Source organism: Paenibacillus sp. JT22N1 (assembly GCF_059692155.1).
On sequence record NZ_JCAUAW010000016.1, the window covers coordinates 170,970 to 187,002 of the forward strand.

Below are 16,033 nucleotides of genomic sequence, written 5' to 3' on the forward strand. Positions count from 1 at the left end.
GATAAAGACTGTTATTTGCTTATTTACACATAGCGAGGAAATTATTGAGCAGCTGCATGCCGATATCCCCACTTTTTTCGGGGTGAAACTGCATGCCGTATACGTTATCTCTGCCTACAATAGCCGTCACTGGCTGATTATAATCCGTTACCGCCAGCAGATCGCTTTCGCGCTCCGGCTTCGCATGATAGGAGTGGACGAAGTACACGTGCCCTTCTTCGATACCTTGGAAAATCGGACTCGCACTTTGTTTGTAGACTAATCGATTCCAACCCATATGCGGCACCTTGTAGTCGCCGCGAAAGCGAACGACCGAGCCAGGTAAAAGGGCAAGCCCCTCATGATCCCCATGCTCCTCGCTGCTGGCGAATAACAACTGCATACCAAGGCAAATACCCAACAGAGGCTTGCCCGATTCCGCATAACGGATGACGACATCATTCAGCCCCGACTCGCGCAGCTGCTCCATCGCGTCCCCGAATGCGCCTACACCAGGTAGGATAGCACCCTCAGCTGCAAGGATCTGCTCAGCATCCCCTGTTACAACAGCTTCGTAACCTAGACGCTCGACAGCCTTGCTTACGCTGTGCAAATTGCCCATTCCATAATCAATAATGGCGATCATTCTTACAGCACTCCCTTCGTCGAAGGAACCCCCTGCACACGAGGATCAATCGATGTCGCTTCATCTAGCGCTCGGCCTAATGCTTTAAACACAGCTTCAATCATGTGATGCGTGTTCTGTCCGTAATGCACGATAACATGCAGCGTGATACGGGCTTCTAGAGCAAACTTCCACAGAAACTCTTGAACAAGCTGCGTATCAAAACTACCCACAGTTTGTGAAGGATACTGCGCACGATATTCGAAATGCGGTCGGTTGCTAATGTCGATAACCACTTGAGCAAGGGCTTCATCCATTGGAACGAACACGCTGGCATAGCGTTTAATCCCTTTTTTATCGCCTAGTGCTTCACGAAGGGTTTGACCTAAACAAATGCCGATATCTTCAACCGTATGATGATCATCGATCTCGATATCGCCTTTTGCGACGACGTTCAGATCGAACTGTCCGTGTTTCGTGAACAAATCAAGCATATGGTTCAAGAAAGGAACATCGGTTTGGAGCTCAGAAACCCCTGTTCCATCTACTTGAAACGCGAGGGCAATGTCAGTCTCATTCGTTTTACGGGCTACACGCGCTGAGCGAGCGATCCCTTTATCTTGTTCAGCCATTATTTCAACTTCCCTTCCTTCTTGAGTCGGATCTCTACTGCTCTTGCATGACCTTCCAACCCTTCGTTACGGGCCAGCGTCATAATCATTTCGCCGTTTGCGATCAGTGCTTCCTTGCTATAGTGAATAACGCTTGATTTTTTCAGGAAATCGTCCACATTCAGTGGCGATGAAAAACGGGCTGTGCCATTCGTCGGCAGCACGTGGTTAGGTCCAGCGAAATAATCGCCGACGGGTTCCGTGCTGTAGGCGCCGAGGAAAATAGCTCCAGCATTCTCAATGCGCGGCAGCAGATTAAAAGGCTCCTGTACCAGCAGCTCGCAATGCTCCGGCGCCAAGCGATTGACAACGTCAACGCCCTCGTCCAAGTTATCCACAAGGAGTATAGCTCCTTTGGTCGCTGTAGACACAGAGGCGATGGCTTTCTTCGGCAGCAGATCCAGCTGCCGCCACAGCTCTTGCCGAACTGCTTCGGCAAGCTCTCTTGATGGTGTCACCAGAATCGACGGTGACATCTCGTCATGCTCGGCCTGCGCCAGCAAATCGGCCGCGACGTATTCGGGATCGGCGTGCTCATCAGCAAGCACGACAATGTCGGTTGGTCCGGCGATCATGTCGATATCGACGACGCCGAACACGAAGCGCTTCGCCAGCGCGACGTAGATGTTGCCGGGCCCGACGATCTTATCGACCGGCGGGATCGATTCCGTGCCGTAGGCCAGCGCGGCTACCGCCTGCGCCCCGCCTACGCGGTAGATCTCTTTCACACCCGCTTCGGCTGCTGCCACGAGGATATGCGGGTTGATGCCCTCTTCCCCCGCGGTGGCCGGAGGCGTCACCATCGCGATCTCCGGCACCCCTGCGACGATCGCGGGGATGGCGTTCATGAGCACGGAGGAAGGGTAAGCCGCCTTCCCTCCGGGCACGTACAATCCGACCCGCTTCAGCGGCCGGATGATTTGGCCCAGCAGGCTGCCGTTGGCCTGCAGGTCCATCCACGATGTGCGTTTCTGCTTCTCATGAAACGCACGAATGTTGGCGGCGGCTTGCCGCAACGCCGTCAGGAACTCGGCGTCGACCTGCGCGTACGCCGCTTGGATCTCCTCGTCGCTGACGCGAAGCTCAGCGACGGTGACGCGGTCGAACTGCTGCGCCATGCGCCTGAGCGCGGCATCTCCGTCCTGCCGCACCTCATCGATGATGCGGCGGACGGTCTCATTTTGCTCTGGGGAGCCGTATTCGACCTCGCGGTTCAATTGAAATTCCGAGGCGGGAAGTATCCGCATCTTCATCATCCTCTCTTGATCTTGTTACTTATTTATCTCGATTGCACCATAGCTACTTTTTTGCCCCATTTTCCGCGCTTTACGATAACAGGTCCTCCATGAGAGGAACGTGGATGCGTTATTTGCTGGAAAACAGCCTATTTCATGAATTCGGGGAACGAGGATCCCTTATTTCGTTGTTTCTGCCTCTTCGAACCCTAATTTCGCTCAAATAGAGTACTCTCGTTCCGCTAATTTGAATTCCATAACGTTTTCGTTCAAATAGAGGATCGTCGTTCCTCTAAAGTGCGTTCTACGCCTTAATCACAGGCAAAACAGCCTGGAGCATATCACACAACCGCTGAATAGAATCATTCTTCATACGGTAACTCACCCGATTCGCAATTAAGCGGCTCGTAATCTGAAAAATCTCCTCTTGCTCCACAAGTCCGTTCTCCCGAAGCGTCTCTCCCGTTTCGACCATATCCACGATCCGGTCAGCAAGGCCAATCAGCGGCGCAAGCTCGATAGAGCCGTTCAGCTTAATAACCTCAACTTGCTGCCCTCGCTCGCGAAAATACTGAGAAGCGACGTTCGGATACTTCGTCGCGACGCGCGGATTAATCTCTTGCTTCCAATCCGGCAGTCCAATAACCGACATCCGACAACGTGCTATGCCCAGATCCAGCAGCTCGTACACGTTGCGGTTCTCCTCCATCAGGACATCCTTACCGACAACCCCGATATCCGCTACGCCATATTCGACATAGGTAGGTACATCCACCGGTTTCGCTAAAATGAATTCCATTCTTGCTTCATGAACAGGAATGATTAACCGGCGTCCTTCTTCCAGGTCCTCCGGAATCGGCAGACCCGCTTTATGAAAAAGCTTCGCTGCTTGTTTATATATACGGCCTTTCGGCATCGCTACTTTTAGAATATCATCCACCGTTCCAACCTCCTTCAAAACTTCCCATCAACGGAGCGAGACGAACTCATTCATTTGATTCTGCTCTTGCTCTTGTTTTTACTCTTGTTATTACTCTTGTTTTTGTTTTTGCACTTGTTATTGCACTTGCTCTTGCTCCTGCTCTTTCACTTGCTCCGAATCAAACCTCTTTATCAATCATCGTAATAACATCACTGTAAACCGTTCCGCCAAGCTCGTAGCCGTCTCCCTTGTTCAACAACTCGTTCGACCAAGCTTCATACTCGCTTACCAACTGTGTGATTATGATAACTTCATCATCACTGCTGCGCATAGCCTTCGCCAACTGCAGCGCTTCTTCACGATGCTCTGCATCGTAAGCAATCAGCACACGACCTGGCTGCTCCACGTTCTCTTTTGCTGTAACCTCTAGGATTCGGTTTGTCTTGAGCGCAAACCCCGTCGCTGGAGCCGGACGCCCAAACTGACTTAGCAGATTATCATATCTGCCGCCGCTGCACACCGGGAAGCCTAAATCGGCAGCATAGCCCTCAAAGGTCATACCTGTATAGTAGGAGAAATCTCCAATCATCGTTAAATCTATGACTACATGCTCACTAACCCCATAGGCTTTCAATACATCCCATACTTCGCATAAATGACGAATCGCATCCTGCGCGATAGGGTGCTGTGATACCATACGAGCTTGCTCGCAAATTTCATCTCCGCCTCTAAGTCGCAGCACGCCAATAAGCTCACGCTCCACCTCCGGTGTAAGAGCCAATGACTTAATGGCTTCGCGGTAACCCACATAATCGCGACTGAGCAAATGCTCTTTCAGCGCGAGCTGTGCATCACTGCGTCCATCCAGCGTTTCCTGGAACAAACCGTTCAGGAAGCCTACGTGACCGAGCGCAATCTTAAATGCGCCTACGCCAGCCGCTTGCAACGAAGCAATCGCTAACGCTACAACCTCAGCATCCGCTTCGGATGAAGCATCTCCAATAAGCTCGACGCCTGTCTGGAAAAACTCCGAATCCCGTCCAGCTTCCTCTTCAATCGAACGAAAGACATTCGAATGATAAGATAAGCGCAATGGGAACGCATGTTCCTTGAGCAAGGAAGAAGCTACACGCGCTATTGGCGCTGTCAATTCAGACCGCAAAACAAGCGTCTTTCCCTTACGGTCGAGCAGCTTGAACAGCTTTTTATCTTCTGTGGAGCTCGCAACACCAACGGTATCGTAATATTCGAGTGTAGGCGTAATGATCTGGTTATAACCCCAGCGTTCCATACAGGCCAATACACGGAATTCAATATTTCGCAGTTTCGTAACCGCTTCGGGCAAGTAATCTTTAACCCCTAACGGTTTTTCAAATACTTTTGGCTTTGACACCGTCTCACCTCAACATGTAGGAATTCAATTTTCTTTTCATTCACTTTAACACAGTAACGTGCTACCATACTACCAAAATAAAGAATGTACGGCTATTTTATCACGTAAGCTTAGGACCGTCAATCGTCTTTCCCCTGATTATCTGCTCTTGATATCTCCTCATTCATACGCAAAAAAAAGAGCTGTACGGCTCTTTAGCATACAACTCTCATTTCTCATTCATTCTTTCACGAATCGTCTGAAGTGGATTCCCTGCCACAAAGCTATACGGCGCTACATCCTTGTGCACAACCGAACCTGCTCCAATAATGGCATAGTCTCCAATCGTTACACCGGGTAGAATCGTCGTATTGGCACCTACCATCACATGCGATCCAATATTTACATCCCCTAGTCTATACTCTTTGGTTAAATATTCATGAGCCAATATCGTCGTGTTATACCCAATAATCGTATTGTTCCCTATATGAATCTTCTCTGGAAAAAAGACATCCACCATCACCATCAAAGCAAAAGCGGTATGCTCACCAACCTTCATCCCCAATACGTGTCGGTAGATCCAATTTTTCATACGCAGCGAAGGCGAGTACCGCGTTATTTGAATGAATACGAAATTCCGCATCGCCTTCCATTTGCTGACGGTATGATAGATTTGCCATAAAGCATTAGGTCCATCTACCGGATACTTATCCGTTTTTCTCAAACAGCATCCACTTCCGACGTCAGCCCCACAATAGGAAGGAGATCAAGCATATCGTCGATCAAATGATCCGGGTTATACTGCTCTAAATAGGAGCGCCCTTTCCATGACCAGGATACGCCAACAGATATGACTCCCGCATTTTTGGCTGCCTCAATGTCATAATGGCTATCTCCAACCATCAGCGCTTGGTCCGCAGTACTTCCTAAAACCTTAAGTGCTGCAATTATGCCTTCCGGATGCGGTTTCGGCTCCTTCACATCTTCAACGGTCACGATAGTACTAACGAAAGTATCCAGCCCACAAAGCTTTAGACCCATCAGAGTGGTTTGCCGAATCTTGCTCGTTACGATTCCGATTTTAATCCCGTTTGCGTGCAGCTTTGCCATAGCCGTATGTACATTCGGGAATTCTTTGACCAGCTCGTCATGTTTGGATAAGTTGAAGGTCCGATATTTCTTAATGATCTCTTCGACCTCTTTCCTGCCTGTAAAAAATTCCATTTGTTCCACAAGCGGACGCCCCATATTCGGAATGATTAGTTCCCGACTGACAGGCTCTGCCGTCTCGCCTTCCAAACTATGCAAAAAAGATTGCACAATAAGCTCGTTCGTATCAACAATCGTTCCATCCAGATCAAACAGTACGGTTTGAATCATAGTCTGCTCCTTTATCTGCTTCTTGATCTTTCATTACTTTATTTTTCTCTTCAGCTTTCGTGGAAACAATCGGATCCGCATAGCGTACATCCGCGTAGCCCTTTTTCCTTCTCACGATAATAATAATTACCATCCCAATCACGATCAGAAGCGCTAACAGCTGCGAGAATCTCACATTTCCACCATATGTAAGTACGCCGGGTTCAAATACAACTGTCATTGGTGACCACAGTGCATTCAAGAATGACGCAAGCCACGTGGGACCAGTGAAATCAAGACTATCTGTACGCACACCTTCGATAAAGAAACGACCAATGGAATACCAGATAAAATAACTGAAAAATAGTTCTCCTGCTCGAAGGAAAGGCCTGCGACGAAGCCAGAGTAGAACCAGCAGCCCTAAGATATTCCAGACGGATTCATACAGAAAAGCCGGGTGATAAAATGTACCCTCAATGTTCATTTGATTCACGATAAAATTAGGTAAATGCAAAGAGTCACGTAGGAATGACTCCGTAACAGGGCCTCCGTGGGCTTCCTGATTCATAAAGTTGCCCCAACGCCCTATCGCTTGTCCAACAATTAAACCTGGTGCACAAATGTCCGCGATTCTCAAGAATGAGTACCCTTTGGCTCTTACGTAGAAAAAAGTACCTATAATCGCTCCAATTAGCGCTCCATAAATGGCAATACCGCCGTGCCATATCATAAAAATTTCAGCTAAATTATTCTTATAATCGGACCACTGGAAGGCTACATAGTAAAGTCTAGCGCCAACAATCGCTGAAGGTACCCCAATTAACAATAAATCCATAAAAAAGTCAGGAACGATTCGGAACCGCTTCCCTTCTCGGATTGCCAATAATAAACCAATTAACGCGGCTGTACCTAAAATAATCCCATACCACCGGACTTGTATCGGTCCTAAGGAAAACGCAACACTTTCAAGCATAGTTTCACTCCTTCTTTATCAATATATAAGTTGCTGCTCGATCAATCGAAATCCTCAAAATCTTCGTTCAGCGACTCCGTCAGTTTATTCGTGAACTGAAGTGCCGCGTTATATCCCATTCGTTTTAAACGATAGTTCATCGCGGCCACTTCCACGATAACTGCTAAGTTTCGTCCTGGTCGAACAGGAATTGTGACGAGCGGCAGATCCGTATCAATGATGCGTGTCAATTCCTCATCGAGACCCAATCGGTCATACTGCTTGTCCTGCTGCCAATTTTCCAATTTAACAACAACCGAAATTTTCTTCACATTACGGATGGCACCAGCTCCGAATAAAGTCATCACATTAATGATACCCACACCGCGAATTTCAAGCAAATGACGAATAAGCTCAGGAGCATTTCCTGTGAGCACTTTATCGCCATTTTGACGAATTTCTACTGCGTCATCCGCAATAAGCCGGTGGCCTCTTTTTACAAGCTCAAGCGCTGTTTCACTTTTCCCGATGCCGCTGCTCCCTGTAATGAGCATACCAATTCCGTATACATCGACAAGTACCCCATGGATTGTCGTACTTGGAGCTAATTTATTCTCTAGAAATCCTGTTAACCGACTTGCAAAAATCGTCGTAGACATTTGGCTTCGAAGTACGGGGAGATCACGCTTCGTCGCTTCTTCAAGTAATTCAATAGGAACATCTAATCCTCTTGTCACGATGATACAAGGCGTTTCCTCCGGTGAGCATAGCTGCTCTACCCGATTCCGCCTGACACCCGTCGTTAACATTTCCATGAAGGTGACTTCCGTCTTCCCTAGCATCTGGATACGTTCTCTTGGATGGTAATTAAAATATCCCGCCATCTCAAGACCTGGACGGTACAGATCGCCTGTTGTTATAGGGCGCTTCAGTCCAGATTCACCTGCAAGAACCTCCATATGGAGTACCTCCACTAATTCGGAAACCTTCACTTTTTTGGCCATCGTCCTGTCTCCTCCGAGTTTTGCCTGTGCAAAACGTGCTTCATCTGCTATTATTCATTCTTTCCAATAGTTTCATCGTAATGGAATAGTTAGTTGAAATCAACTAAAGTGTTCGTGAAACTGTATGAACAGACAAAAAAGCCAGCCGATAACGGCTGGCCTTTCTCTTCAAACTTATAGATTAGGGTTAACCAAGATGGACAATGTTGTATCTTTATCGAAGAAATGAACTTTGTTCATGTCTAGAGCCAATTTAACATTTGTGCCTTCTTTGATTCCTGAACGACCGTCAACACGTGCGATTACTGTGTTAGCGCCGATACCGTTCAGGTACAAGTACATTTCGTGACCCAAGTTCTCAGTCAACTCAACGTTAACGTTGAATACTGTGTTCGGGGATGCTTCCAAGAATACAGGCTCTTCGTGGATATCTTCTGGACGAACACCTAGAATGACTTCTTTACCAACGAAACCTTTATCTTTCAATACTTGTGCTTTTCCAGCTGGAACTTCAACGTTCACAGTACCTGCTTTGAAGAAAATGCCGCTGCCTTCTTGTGTTAATGTACCTGTCATGAAGTTCATGGATGGAGATCCGATGAAGCCCGCAACGAAGATGTTAACAGGGAAGTTGTAGATTTCTTCAGGTGTAGCAGCTTGTTGAATGATACCTTTATCCATAACAACGATGCGATCGCCCATTGTCATTGCTTCGATTTGGTCATGCGTTACGTAGATCGTTGTAACACCAAGACGTTTTGTTAATTTTGTGATTTCCGCACGCATTTGTACACGAAGTTTCGCATCCAAGTTGGAAAGCGGCTCATCCATTAAGAATACTTGTGGCTCACGAACAATCGCACGACCCAAGGCAACACGTTGACGTTGACCACCGGAAAGAGCTTTTGGTTTGCGATCAAGCAAATGAACGATATCCAAGATTTTCGCTGCTTCACGAACGCGAGCATCGATATCTGCTTTTTTGAATTTACGAAGTTTCAAGCCGAATGCCATGTTTTGATATACAGTCATATGTGGGTAAAGGGCGTAAGATTGGAAAACCATCGCGATATCGCGGTCTTTTGGAGCTACATCATTTACAAGGCGGTCGCCGATGTAAAGTTCACCTTCAGTAATTTCCTCTAATCCTGCGATCATACGAAGAGTTGTGGATTTTCCGCAACCGGATGCTCCAACCAATACTACGAACTCTTTATCTTCAACTTCAAGATGGAAATCTTTAACTGTGGATTCTTCTGCACCAGAATATCTTTTCACGATATGATTTAAACGTACGCCTGCCATGGTTTCATTCCCCCTACGATTTATCGATCATATGCTTGCTGATCAACTTTTCAATATACTCATCTTACCCTACGAAGTCCGGACTGACTATGCACAATCCCTACAAAAAAATCACTTTCTTTTCGTTACTTTGTACAATAGTAATGCAAGTCTCACTAAAACTGCATGATTGAACGTTCTCACATCGAGTCCAGTCTCATTTTTAAACTTGTCCAAACGATAGAGCAAGGTATTTCGATGTATATATAACTTCTTCGCCGTTTCACTAACGTTGCAGTCCAGTGTGAAGAAATGTTCCAACGTGATTACCGTCTCTGCATCCAGCACATGGTCTATGCCGCGAAGTACCTGCTCTAGGAATTCTGCCTTTTCCTCTTCATCAATCAAGTGCAGCAGCTTCTCCAAACGAAGCTCCCAACGAAGATGAATAAAGCTGCCTACATGAAAGGAACGCCCTAACATGATGGTCTCCCTCAACTTGAGGATCGTGGCAAACAGCGATTTCGAAGGCTTTACCGGATAATCAATGGCTAGGTGGCATTCACCAACCCACTCATTAGCAAGCATTTCATACAGCCCGGAGCCGAGAGCGTCGAGTATCTGCTCTACGCTTTCTTCCTCATCCCCTTCTCGCTCTTCGCTACCACTGGTTAGTAGACCTTCGGGCGCTAGGATCAGCCATTCTTTATCTAGTAATGGAATCAGGATAATCTCCGATTCAAAGAAAGACTCCAACAGTTTTTTCAGTTCCGCATAGGAAACGCGCTGATTTTGAGAATAGTCCCCATATAACAACAGCGGAATTTTCGTTGAATACAGAGAGGATTGTGAAGCAAGCGCATCCGGCAGCTCAGCATGGGTTGAACCGCGTTCCATCTGCTGCAGCAGCCAATCTCTTAATTGGTGCGCCTTTCTTTCATCTTCAGATAAAAAAACTCCCCACTGCTTCTTTTCTAATGTCATCTTAGACTCTACAGTTAGCTCCACGAGTTTGCGCTCTGAAGATGTTAATTTGGCTTCGGAAACCTGCAGAATGCGAATATCTTTATGTTCTTTGGATAAATAAAAAAGCACATCCTGACCACGCACAACACTTCGACTAAAGCTCTCAAGATTCTCTGCCTGCTCTTCCGCCAAATGCTCCCAATCTGCCTCGGGTATCAAGCTAATCTGCATAGGCGATTGTAAAACCGCTTCCAAACGATCTTTTACACGCTCCCAATCCATCTGCCTCTCTCCTTACTCCCATATATCTTCTATATCTATCTTCTTATTGTAACATATGTGCCCCCCCTCATGTGAATGTGAAAGACCCCTCCTGCAGCTGCTGCAAAAGGGATCAGTTTAGTTAGGTGATTTAGTTTAACACTCGACGAGCCGTTACATAATGATCCGCCCACCATTCTTTATTGATGGAAGTGAATTTCACGCCACCCTCACCGTACGTATGGATCATATTCCCGTTACCCACATAGATACCGACATGTCCGATATTTTTGCCGGAATCCTCAGTTGTGAAGAAAACTAGATCTCCGGTTTGCAAATTACTTTTGCTTACAAATGTACCTTCCTTAGCTTGATCGCGGGAAAGACGCGGCAGTGAAATGCCATATTCAGCAAAAACCGTTTTTGTGAAGGAAGAGCAATCCATCGTTTTGGTTTGTCCATATTTTGCCCCAAAGACGTATGGTGTACCTAAGTATTTTTGAGCCGTTAAAATAAGTTCAGCTTTCAAACGATCCTTGGCGGATAGAATGCTTCGCCCACTTATGAAATCCTTCTTAATATCGTTTACATTGCGAGTGACGACTTCGTCTTTGTTCTGGGATGCCATGACCATTTTACCTTGACCAACATAAATCCCAGCATACGATGGCTTCTCGCCATTACCAAAGAACAAGACATCACCTGGTTCAACTTTTGCTAAGTTCGTAATCTTGGTTCTATTCATCTTAAACTGTTCATCCAGTGATCTAGGAACCGAGTAATTGAGAGTTTGAAAGACGTAATAGATCAGACCTGGAGAATCAAAACCTGCCGTTGGTGATTCATTATTTTTAGAATAATCAACACCCTTCATTTTCTTTACCAATGAAACCGCATCCATATCATCATTTGCTGCGTAAGCGGAAACTGCTGTAGTAGCAGATAATGCAATAGTTATCGCCGCAGTAATTCCTAAAGTGCGATGCGCAAGACTTTTTAACATAAATATTTCCTCCAGTATTGTGTTGTTGTAGATATGGTAAAGTTCTCGCTTCCTTGTACAAGGTTACCATGGTAATGAAAAGTCTTTCATTCCTAAATTATTTCCTTTCAGGTATACGATTGGTAAGTTTGCCAAATATATCATTTGTTTAAAATCATGAAAAGCATGGTAAATATGGCTAAATAAAACTAACTCATAATCTTTGGTAATTTGGAAATAATTGTACTAGGGTGATTTCATCCTATAGGAGGTTCAGACAATGGTTTGGAGTCAGTGGTCGTTAGATCGTGTCATCATTTTCTTGGTTGGAGTAACCTATTTCTTCATATGGGTTCAGGTGACCTTATCGCATTATCGACAAAACTTTCATAACAAATTTATGTGGGGTCCGGTTATTCTGGCTATAGTTATTAGTTTCGTCTCCATCATCAGCACACTGCTGAATAGCAAGGGCTGGTATATAGTGACCCATATCTGCTTCTGGCTTGGAGTCATTCAAGGAATAATCGGCTTTATTTTTCACATCAAAGGTGTTCAGAAACGCGTAGGCGGCTTAGCATTGCGAAATTTTCTTACGGGTCCGCCGGTGATGATGCCTTTACTATTTTCAGTCATTAGCATTTTTGGTCTTACTGCTATCTATGGAGGATGACTTACCATGAAGAATCATACCTATTATCCGACCTATAATGTCATGGATGAACAAAAGGAATGGGATTCCCATACACGGTCCATAGTGACCTCCCGACTGGTTCGAGAACATTCTTACCATTTTCTAACTCCGGTAGAAACCGAAACATTACGGGCTTGGTGCGCTCTGCTCATGGATGATCATCGAGGAGATATTATTCAAACGATCCTTACTCATATCGATCAAACGTTGGCAGAAAATAAAGGGGAAGGACAGCGCAAGATCAATGTCCCCCCCATTCAAAACCTCCTGCGTCAGGGACTTAAAGCTATTGACGAGACTGGATGGTTAGCCGATAGCCGACCTTTCTTCCAACTAGACGAAGTTGCTCAAAAGCACATTATGCGCCAAATCAGCGATGCCAGCTACCCCCCAACAGAAGCTTGGGACGGCATTCCACAAAAAGCACTGTTTCATAAACTCCTTCAATTAAGTGTAGAGGCCTATTACTCACATCCTTTGGTTTGGTCGGAGATCGGTTTTGGCGGCCCTGCCTATCCTCGCGGATATGTAAGAGCAGATCCTGGCCAACTTGATCCTTGGGAGGCAGTGAGGAAGCCATGAAGTGGAGACATGAACATGATGCTGCTGATATCGTAATTGTAGGTGCAGGTGCAGCTGGCGGTGTACTAGCCAAAGAGCTGAGTGAAGCCGGCCTGAGTGTTGTTGTACTCGATGCTGGCCCTTGGCGGGATCCTCAGAAGGATTTCGCTAGTGACGAGCTGAGCATGCGGAGTTTAGCATGGGAAGATACTCGTATTGTTGATGGGACAGAACCATTTGGTATGGGGAGCCACAATTCAGGTAGGGGGATAGGCGGAGGGACGCAGAATTTTACCGGTGTTTTTTTGCGTTTCCATGAATCAGATTTCAAAACAAAGTCCATTGACGGCGTTGGTGAAAATTGGCCCATTCACTACAAAGATCTTGAGCCTTACTATAGTAAAATCGAAAAAGAAATTGCTGTTTCCGGACCGAAACATTTCCCCTGGGGAAATTTCAATGGGCCTTACCCTTATCCAGAGCGTGACCCCCTAAGTCCTAATGCTTATTTATTTCAAAAAGGCTGCGAAGCACTCGGCATTCAATCCGCGGTTACACCGCTTGCTATTCTATCTGCTCCTTTTGAAGGCCGTCCACCCTGCACCAATCGCGGCTTCTGCATCCAAGGCTGTATGCCGAATGCCAAGTTTAGTACTTTGATCGTTCATATCCCTAAAGCCGTTCAAGCTGGGGCCGAAATTCTTCCTAATTGTATGGTTACGCAAATCGAAGTCGATGCAGAAGGGCATGTCAATGGTGTTCTCTTTGTTAACGAGGGAAAGACCTACCGCCAACGTGCTAAAACTGTTATTTTATGCGCTCATGTTGTCGAGACCCCTCGCCTGCTGCTTCACTCTGCTACTCCTCAATTTCCTGACGGTCTAGCGAACTCCAGCGGCTGGGTAGGCCGTGCGATTATGACGCATAGCAGTAATGATGTCTACGCCAAATTTGAACAAGAGGTTCGTTTGTACAAAGGCACACCTGTGTTAGCCTCCACACAAGATTTCTATGAAACTGATCCGCGCAGAGGCTTCGCTCGTGGCTATACCATTCACTCTCACGGCTCGAGACCTATAGATATGGCTCAGGGGATCAGCAAAGCCTCTCACGAGCCCATCTGGGGGTCGCAGCTTAGGCAACTCATGCTTGATTACAACTACTATGGACGTTTAACCATGGTTGGTGAAGTGCTTCCACAATGGGACAACCATATCTCCCTATCCGCTGAAAAAGATGAAAACGGAATGCCTCGTGCCTCCGTTACCTTCAATTATGGAGATAACGATCTTAAATTAATCGATCACGCTGTAGAAAATATGAAACTTATCCTCAAAGCAGCCGGAGGCGAGGTTGCCTACGTGGTATCCGACACACAGCATCTCATGGGCGGCTGCCGTATGGGGAATGACCCAGCTACTTCCGTCGTTAATTCTTACGGTCAAAGTCACGACATCCCGAACTTGTTCATTTGCGATGCGAGTCTCTTCGTAACCTCCAGCGGAGGGAATCCAACCAACACCGTCATGGCGCTTGCTGCAAGAACAGCCGATTATATTATTGACCTTGCCAGTTCTTAATGGCGGAGTTAACTTCACGGTGAATTGCATTGCCTGCAGTCACTCATCTACAATAGAGAAGAGCTTTACAAGATGAAAGGAGAAGTGACCTCCATGGCTATCGCAGAATTCACCATTATCCCTATAGGAACAGCCACCACTAGCCTTAGCGGTTATGTAGCAGATCTGCACAAAGAACTAGAGAAACATTCCGATATCGCTTTTGAAATGACGCCTATGGGTACCATTCTAGAAGGTCCCTTAGATCGACTGCTGGAAGTCATTCGAGCCGTCCACGAAGTCCCTTTTACGAATGGTGCAGAGCGAGTATCGACATCTATCAAGATCGACGATCGACGTGACAAACCAGCCTCTATGAAGCAAAAAATGAAGTCCGTTGCAGACAAGTTGAAATAGAAAAAAGCATCCTATTTAGGGATGCTTTTTCTTTATGTAAGAGGCGAACTCGCCCTTATTTGGTTATATAAAACAAAAAAAGACCTCACGGCCTTCTACGTTTACTAATAAAAGTGAGTCATGTAGGATTCGAACCTACGACACCCTGATTAAAAGTCAGGTGCTCTACCAACTGAGCTAATGACTCAAGGTAAAATGGAGGCTGATGGATTCGAACCACCGAACTCGAAGAGAGCAGATTTACAGTCTGCCGTGTTTAGCCACTTCACTAAGCCTCCAGATGAGAGATAACCATGCTGCATTGTTGCAGCACAACCATCTCAATGGCTCGGGACGGAATCGAACCGCCGACACGAGGATTTTCAGTCCTCTGCTCTACCGACTGAGCTACCGAGCCTTATGTAATTGTCTATAGCTTGTCCTAATTCACTAAAATAATAAATGGCGGAGCTGACGGGATTCGAACCCGCGGTCTCCTGCGTGACAGGCAGGCATGTTAGGCCACTACACCACAGCTCCATGTTACAAAAAGGTATACCATAAAAATGGTGCCGTCGAGAGGACTTGAACCCCCAACCTACTGATTACAAGTCAGTTGCTCTACCAGTTGAGCTACAACGGCATAAAGATATAAATGGTGGAGGCTGACGGGATCGAACCGCCGACCCTCTGCTTGTAAGGCAGATGCTCTCCCAGCTGAGCTAAGCCTCCGTCTGGTTTTGGTTTTATGGTAGCGGCAGAGGGGCTCGAACCCCCGACCTTACGGGTATGAACCGTACGCTCTAGCCAGCTGAGCTACGCCGCCACATAAAAGGTATATATATTTGGAAACTGGCGGAGAGAGAGGGATTCGAACCCTCGCACCACTTACGCAGTCTAACCCCTTAGCAGAGGGTCCCCTTATAGCCACTTGGGTATCTCTCCAAGATATATATACACTCAGGAAATATTATTCCCTGAAAACTAGATACGAAACTTGCGTAAAGTTCAATTCTGCAATCTACGTTAGACGTAGCTGCTCGCTGCTTAGTCAGCTTTTTGGTTAAGCCCTCGACCGATTAGTATTCGTCAGCTGCATACATTGCTGCACTTCCACCTCGAACCTATCAACCTCGTCGTCTACAAGGGGTCTTACATACTGGGAAATCTCATCTTGAGGGGGGCTTCGCGCTTAGATGCTTTCAGCGCTT

At 46.5% G+C, this 16,033-nt stretch carries 16 protein-coding genes, 8 tRNA genes and 1 rRNA gene; 4 read left to right on the plus strand and 21 right to left on the minus strand.

From position 1 onward, the window contains the following. Positions 1-19 precede the first annotated feature (19 nt). The 12 genes from hisH to AC58UU_RS28265 all read right to left on the minus strand — a co-directional run bounded on the left by hisH (position 20) and on the right by AC58UU_RS28265 (position 11,633). Positions 20-625 (minus strand): imidazole glycerol phosphate synthase subunit HisH, encoded by a 606-nt coding sequence (hisH, locus tag AC58UU_RS28210; RefSeq protein ID WP_497320557.1) that lies wholly within the window; start codon positions 623-625, stop codon positions 20-22. A gap of 2 nt (positions 626-627) precedes the next feature. Next, the gene (gene hisB, locus AC58UU_RS28215) at positions 628-1,236 is read right to left on the minus strand and encodes an imidazoleglycerol-phosphate dehydratase HisB (protein ID WP_497320559.1); all 609 of its coding nucleotides are present in this window, start codon (positions 1,234-1,236) and stop codon (positions 628-630) included. Further along, positions 1,236-2,522, minus strand: a complete 1,287-nt coding sequence (gene hisD / locus AC58UU_RS28220; protein WP_497320581.1) for a histidinol dehydrogenase — start codon at positions 2,520-2,522, stop codon at positions 1,236-1,238. Before hisD ends, hisB begins: the two co-directional genes overlap by 1 nt. A gap of 292 nt (positions 2,523-2,814) precedes the next feature. After that, positions 2,815-3,450, minus strand: coding sequence for an ATP phosphoribosyltransferase (gene hisG / locus AC58UU_RS28225; protein WP_057302649.1), 636 nt, complete (start codon positions 3,448-3,450; stop codon positions 2,815-2,817). A gap of 160 nt (positions 3,451-3,610) precedes the next feature. Beyond that, a complete protein-coding gene (locus tag AC58UU_RS28230) occupies positions 3,611-4,825 on the minus strand; it encodes an ATP phosphoribosyltransferase regulatory subunit (protein ID WP_497320561.1) in 1,215 nt (404 codons plus the stop codon). Between the two features lie 208 nt (positions 4,826-5,033). Next, positions 5,034-5,528, minus strand: a complete 495-nt coding sequence (locus AC58UU_RS28235; protein ID WP_497320562.1) for an acyltransferase — start codon at positions 5,526-5,528, stop codon at positions 5,034-5,036. After that, positions 5,525-6,184 (minus strand): pyrophosphatase PpaX, encoded by a 660-nt coding sequence (ppaX, locus tag AC58UU_RS28240; RefSeq protein ID WP_497320563.1) that lies wholly within the window; start codon positions 6,182-6,184, stop codon positions 5,525-5,527. Before ppaX ends, AC58UU_RS28235 begins: the two co-directional genes overlap by 4 nt. Continuing rightward, positions 6,162-7,136, minus strand: a complete 975-nt coding sequence (gene lgt, locus AC58UU_RS28245; RefSeq protein ID WP_497320565.1) for a prolipoprotein diacylglyceryl transferase — start codon at positions 7,134-7,136, stop codon at positions 6,162-6,164. Before lgt ends, ppaX begins: the two co-directional genes overlap by 23 nt. Before the next feature lie 41 nt (positions 7,137-7,177). Further along, the gene (gene hprK / locus AC58UU_RS28250; protein ID WP_171641333.1) at positions 7,178-8,119 is read right to left on the minus strand and encodes an HPr(Ser) kinase/phosphatase; all 942 of its coding nucleotides are present in this window, start codon (positions 8,117-8,119) and stop codon (positions 7,178-7,180) included. 174 nt (positions 8,120-8,293) lie between these two features. Continuing rightward, positions 8,294-9,424 carry an ABC transporter ATP-binding protein gene (locus AC58UU_RS28255; RefSeq protein WP_171641331.1) on the minus strand — a complete coding sequence of 377 codons (1,131 nt, stop codon included), beginning with the start codon at positions 9,422-9,424 and terminating at the stop codon, positions 8,294-8,296. A gap of 111 nt (positions 9,425-9,535) precedes the next feature. Next, complete coding sequence (locus tag AC58UU_RS28260; protein ID WP_497320566.1) at positions 9,536-10,651, minus strand: PucR family transcriptional regulator; 1,116 nt, start codon at positions 10,649-10,651, stop codon at positions 9,536-9,538. A 130-nt stretch (positions 10,652-10,781) separates the two neighbouring features. Then, positions 10,782-11,633, minus strand: coding sequence for a C40 family peptidase (locus tag AC58UU_RS28265; protein ID WP_497320568.1), 852 nt, complete (start codon positions 11,631-11,633; stop codon positions 10,782-10,784). A 259-nt stretch (positions 11,634-11,892) separates the two neighbouring features. Between AC58UU_RS28265 and AC58UU_RS28270 the strand changes: the two genes are divergently transcribed. From AC58UU_RS28270 to AC58UU_RS28285, 4 genes are all read left to right on the plus strand, one after another. Further along, positions 11,893-12,285: a hypothetical protein gene (locus AC58UU_RS28270; RefSeq protein ID WP_497320569.1), complete on the plus strand. Its 393-nt coding sequence runs from the start codon at positions 11,893-11,895 to the stop codon at positions 12,283-12,285. Positions 12,286-12,291: 6 nt separating this feature from the next. Continuing rightward, positions 12,292-12,888 carry a gluconate 2-dehydrogenase subunit 3 family protein gene (locus tag AC58UU_RS28275; RefSeq protein WP_497320571.1) on the plus strand — a complete coding sequence of 199 codons (597 nt, stop codon included), beginning with the start codon at positions 12,292-12,294 and terminating at the stop codon, positions 12,886-12,888. Continuing rightward, a complete protein-coding gene (locus AC58UU_RS28280; protein ID WP_497320572.1) occupies positions 12,885-14,447 on the plus strand; it encodes a GMC family oxidoreductase in 1,563 nt (520 codons plus the stop codon). Before AC58UU_RS28275 ends, AC58UU_RS28280 begins: the two co-directional genes overlap by 4 nt. Before the next feature lie 93 nt (positions 14,448-14,540). After that, entirely contained in the window at positions 14,541-14,843 is a 303-nt protein-coding gene (locus AC58UU_RS28285; RefSeq protein WP_171687861.1) for an MTH1187 family thiamine-binding protein, read from the plus strand. Between the two features lie 114 nt (positions 14,844-14,957). Here AC58UU_RS28285 and AC58UU_RS28290 read toward each other — a convergent pair. The 9 genes from AC58UU_RS28290 to AC58UU_RS28330 form a co-directional block, all read right to left on the minus strand. Beyond that, positions 14,958-15,030 (minus strand) — tRNA-Lys (locus AC58UU_RS28290). A gap of 9 nt (positions 15,031-15,039) precedes the next feature. Next, positions 15,040-15,121 (minus strand) — tRNA-Tyr (locus tag AC58UU_RS28295). A 46-nt stretch (positions 15,122-15,167) separates the two neighbouring features. Then, positions 15,168-15,240 (minus strand) — tRNA-Phe (locus AC58UU_RS28300). A gap of 45 nt (positions 15,241-15,285) precedes the next feature. Beyond that, positions 15,286-15,362 (minus strand) — tRNA-Asp (locus AC58UU_RS28305). A gap of 27 nt (positions 15,363-15,389) precedes the next feature. Continuing rightward, positions 15,390-15,465, minus strand: a tRNA-Thr gene (locus tag AC58UU_RS28310). A 13-nt stretch (positions 15,466-15,478) separates the two neighbouring features. Continuing rightward, positions 15,479-15,554: transfer RNA gene (locus AC58UU_RS28315), tRNA-Val, on the minus strand. A 17-nt stretch (positions 15,555-15,571) separates the two neighbouring features. Next, positions 15,572-15,648, minus strand: a tRNA-Met gene (locus AC58UU_RS28320). Between the two features lie 27 nt (positions 15,649-15,675). Then, positions 15,676-15,767: transfer RNA gene (locus AC58UU_RS28325), tRNA-Ser, on the minus strand. A 114-nt stretch (positions 15,768-15,881) separates the two neighbouring features. Continuing rightward, a 23S ribosomal RNA gene (locus AC58UU_RS28330) occupies positions 15,882-16,033 on the minus strand; the annotation flags it as partial.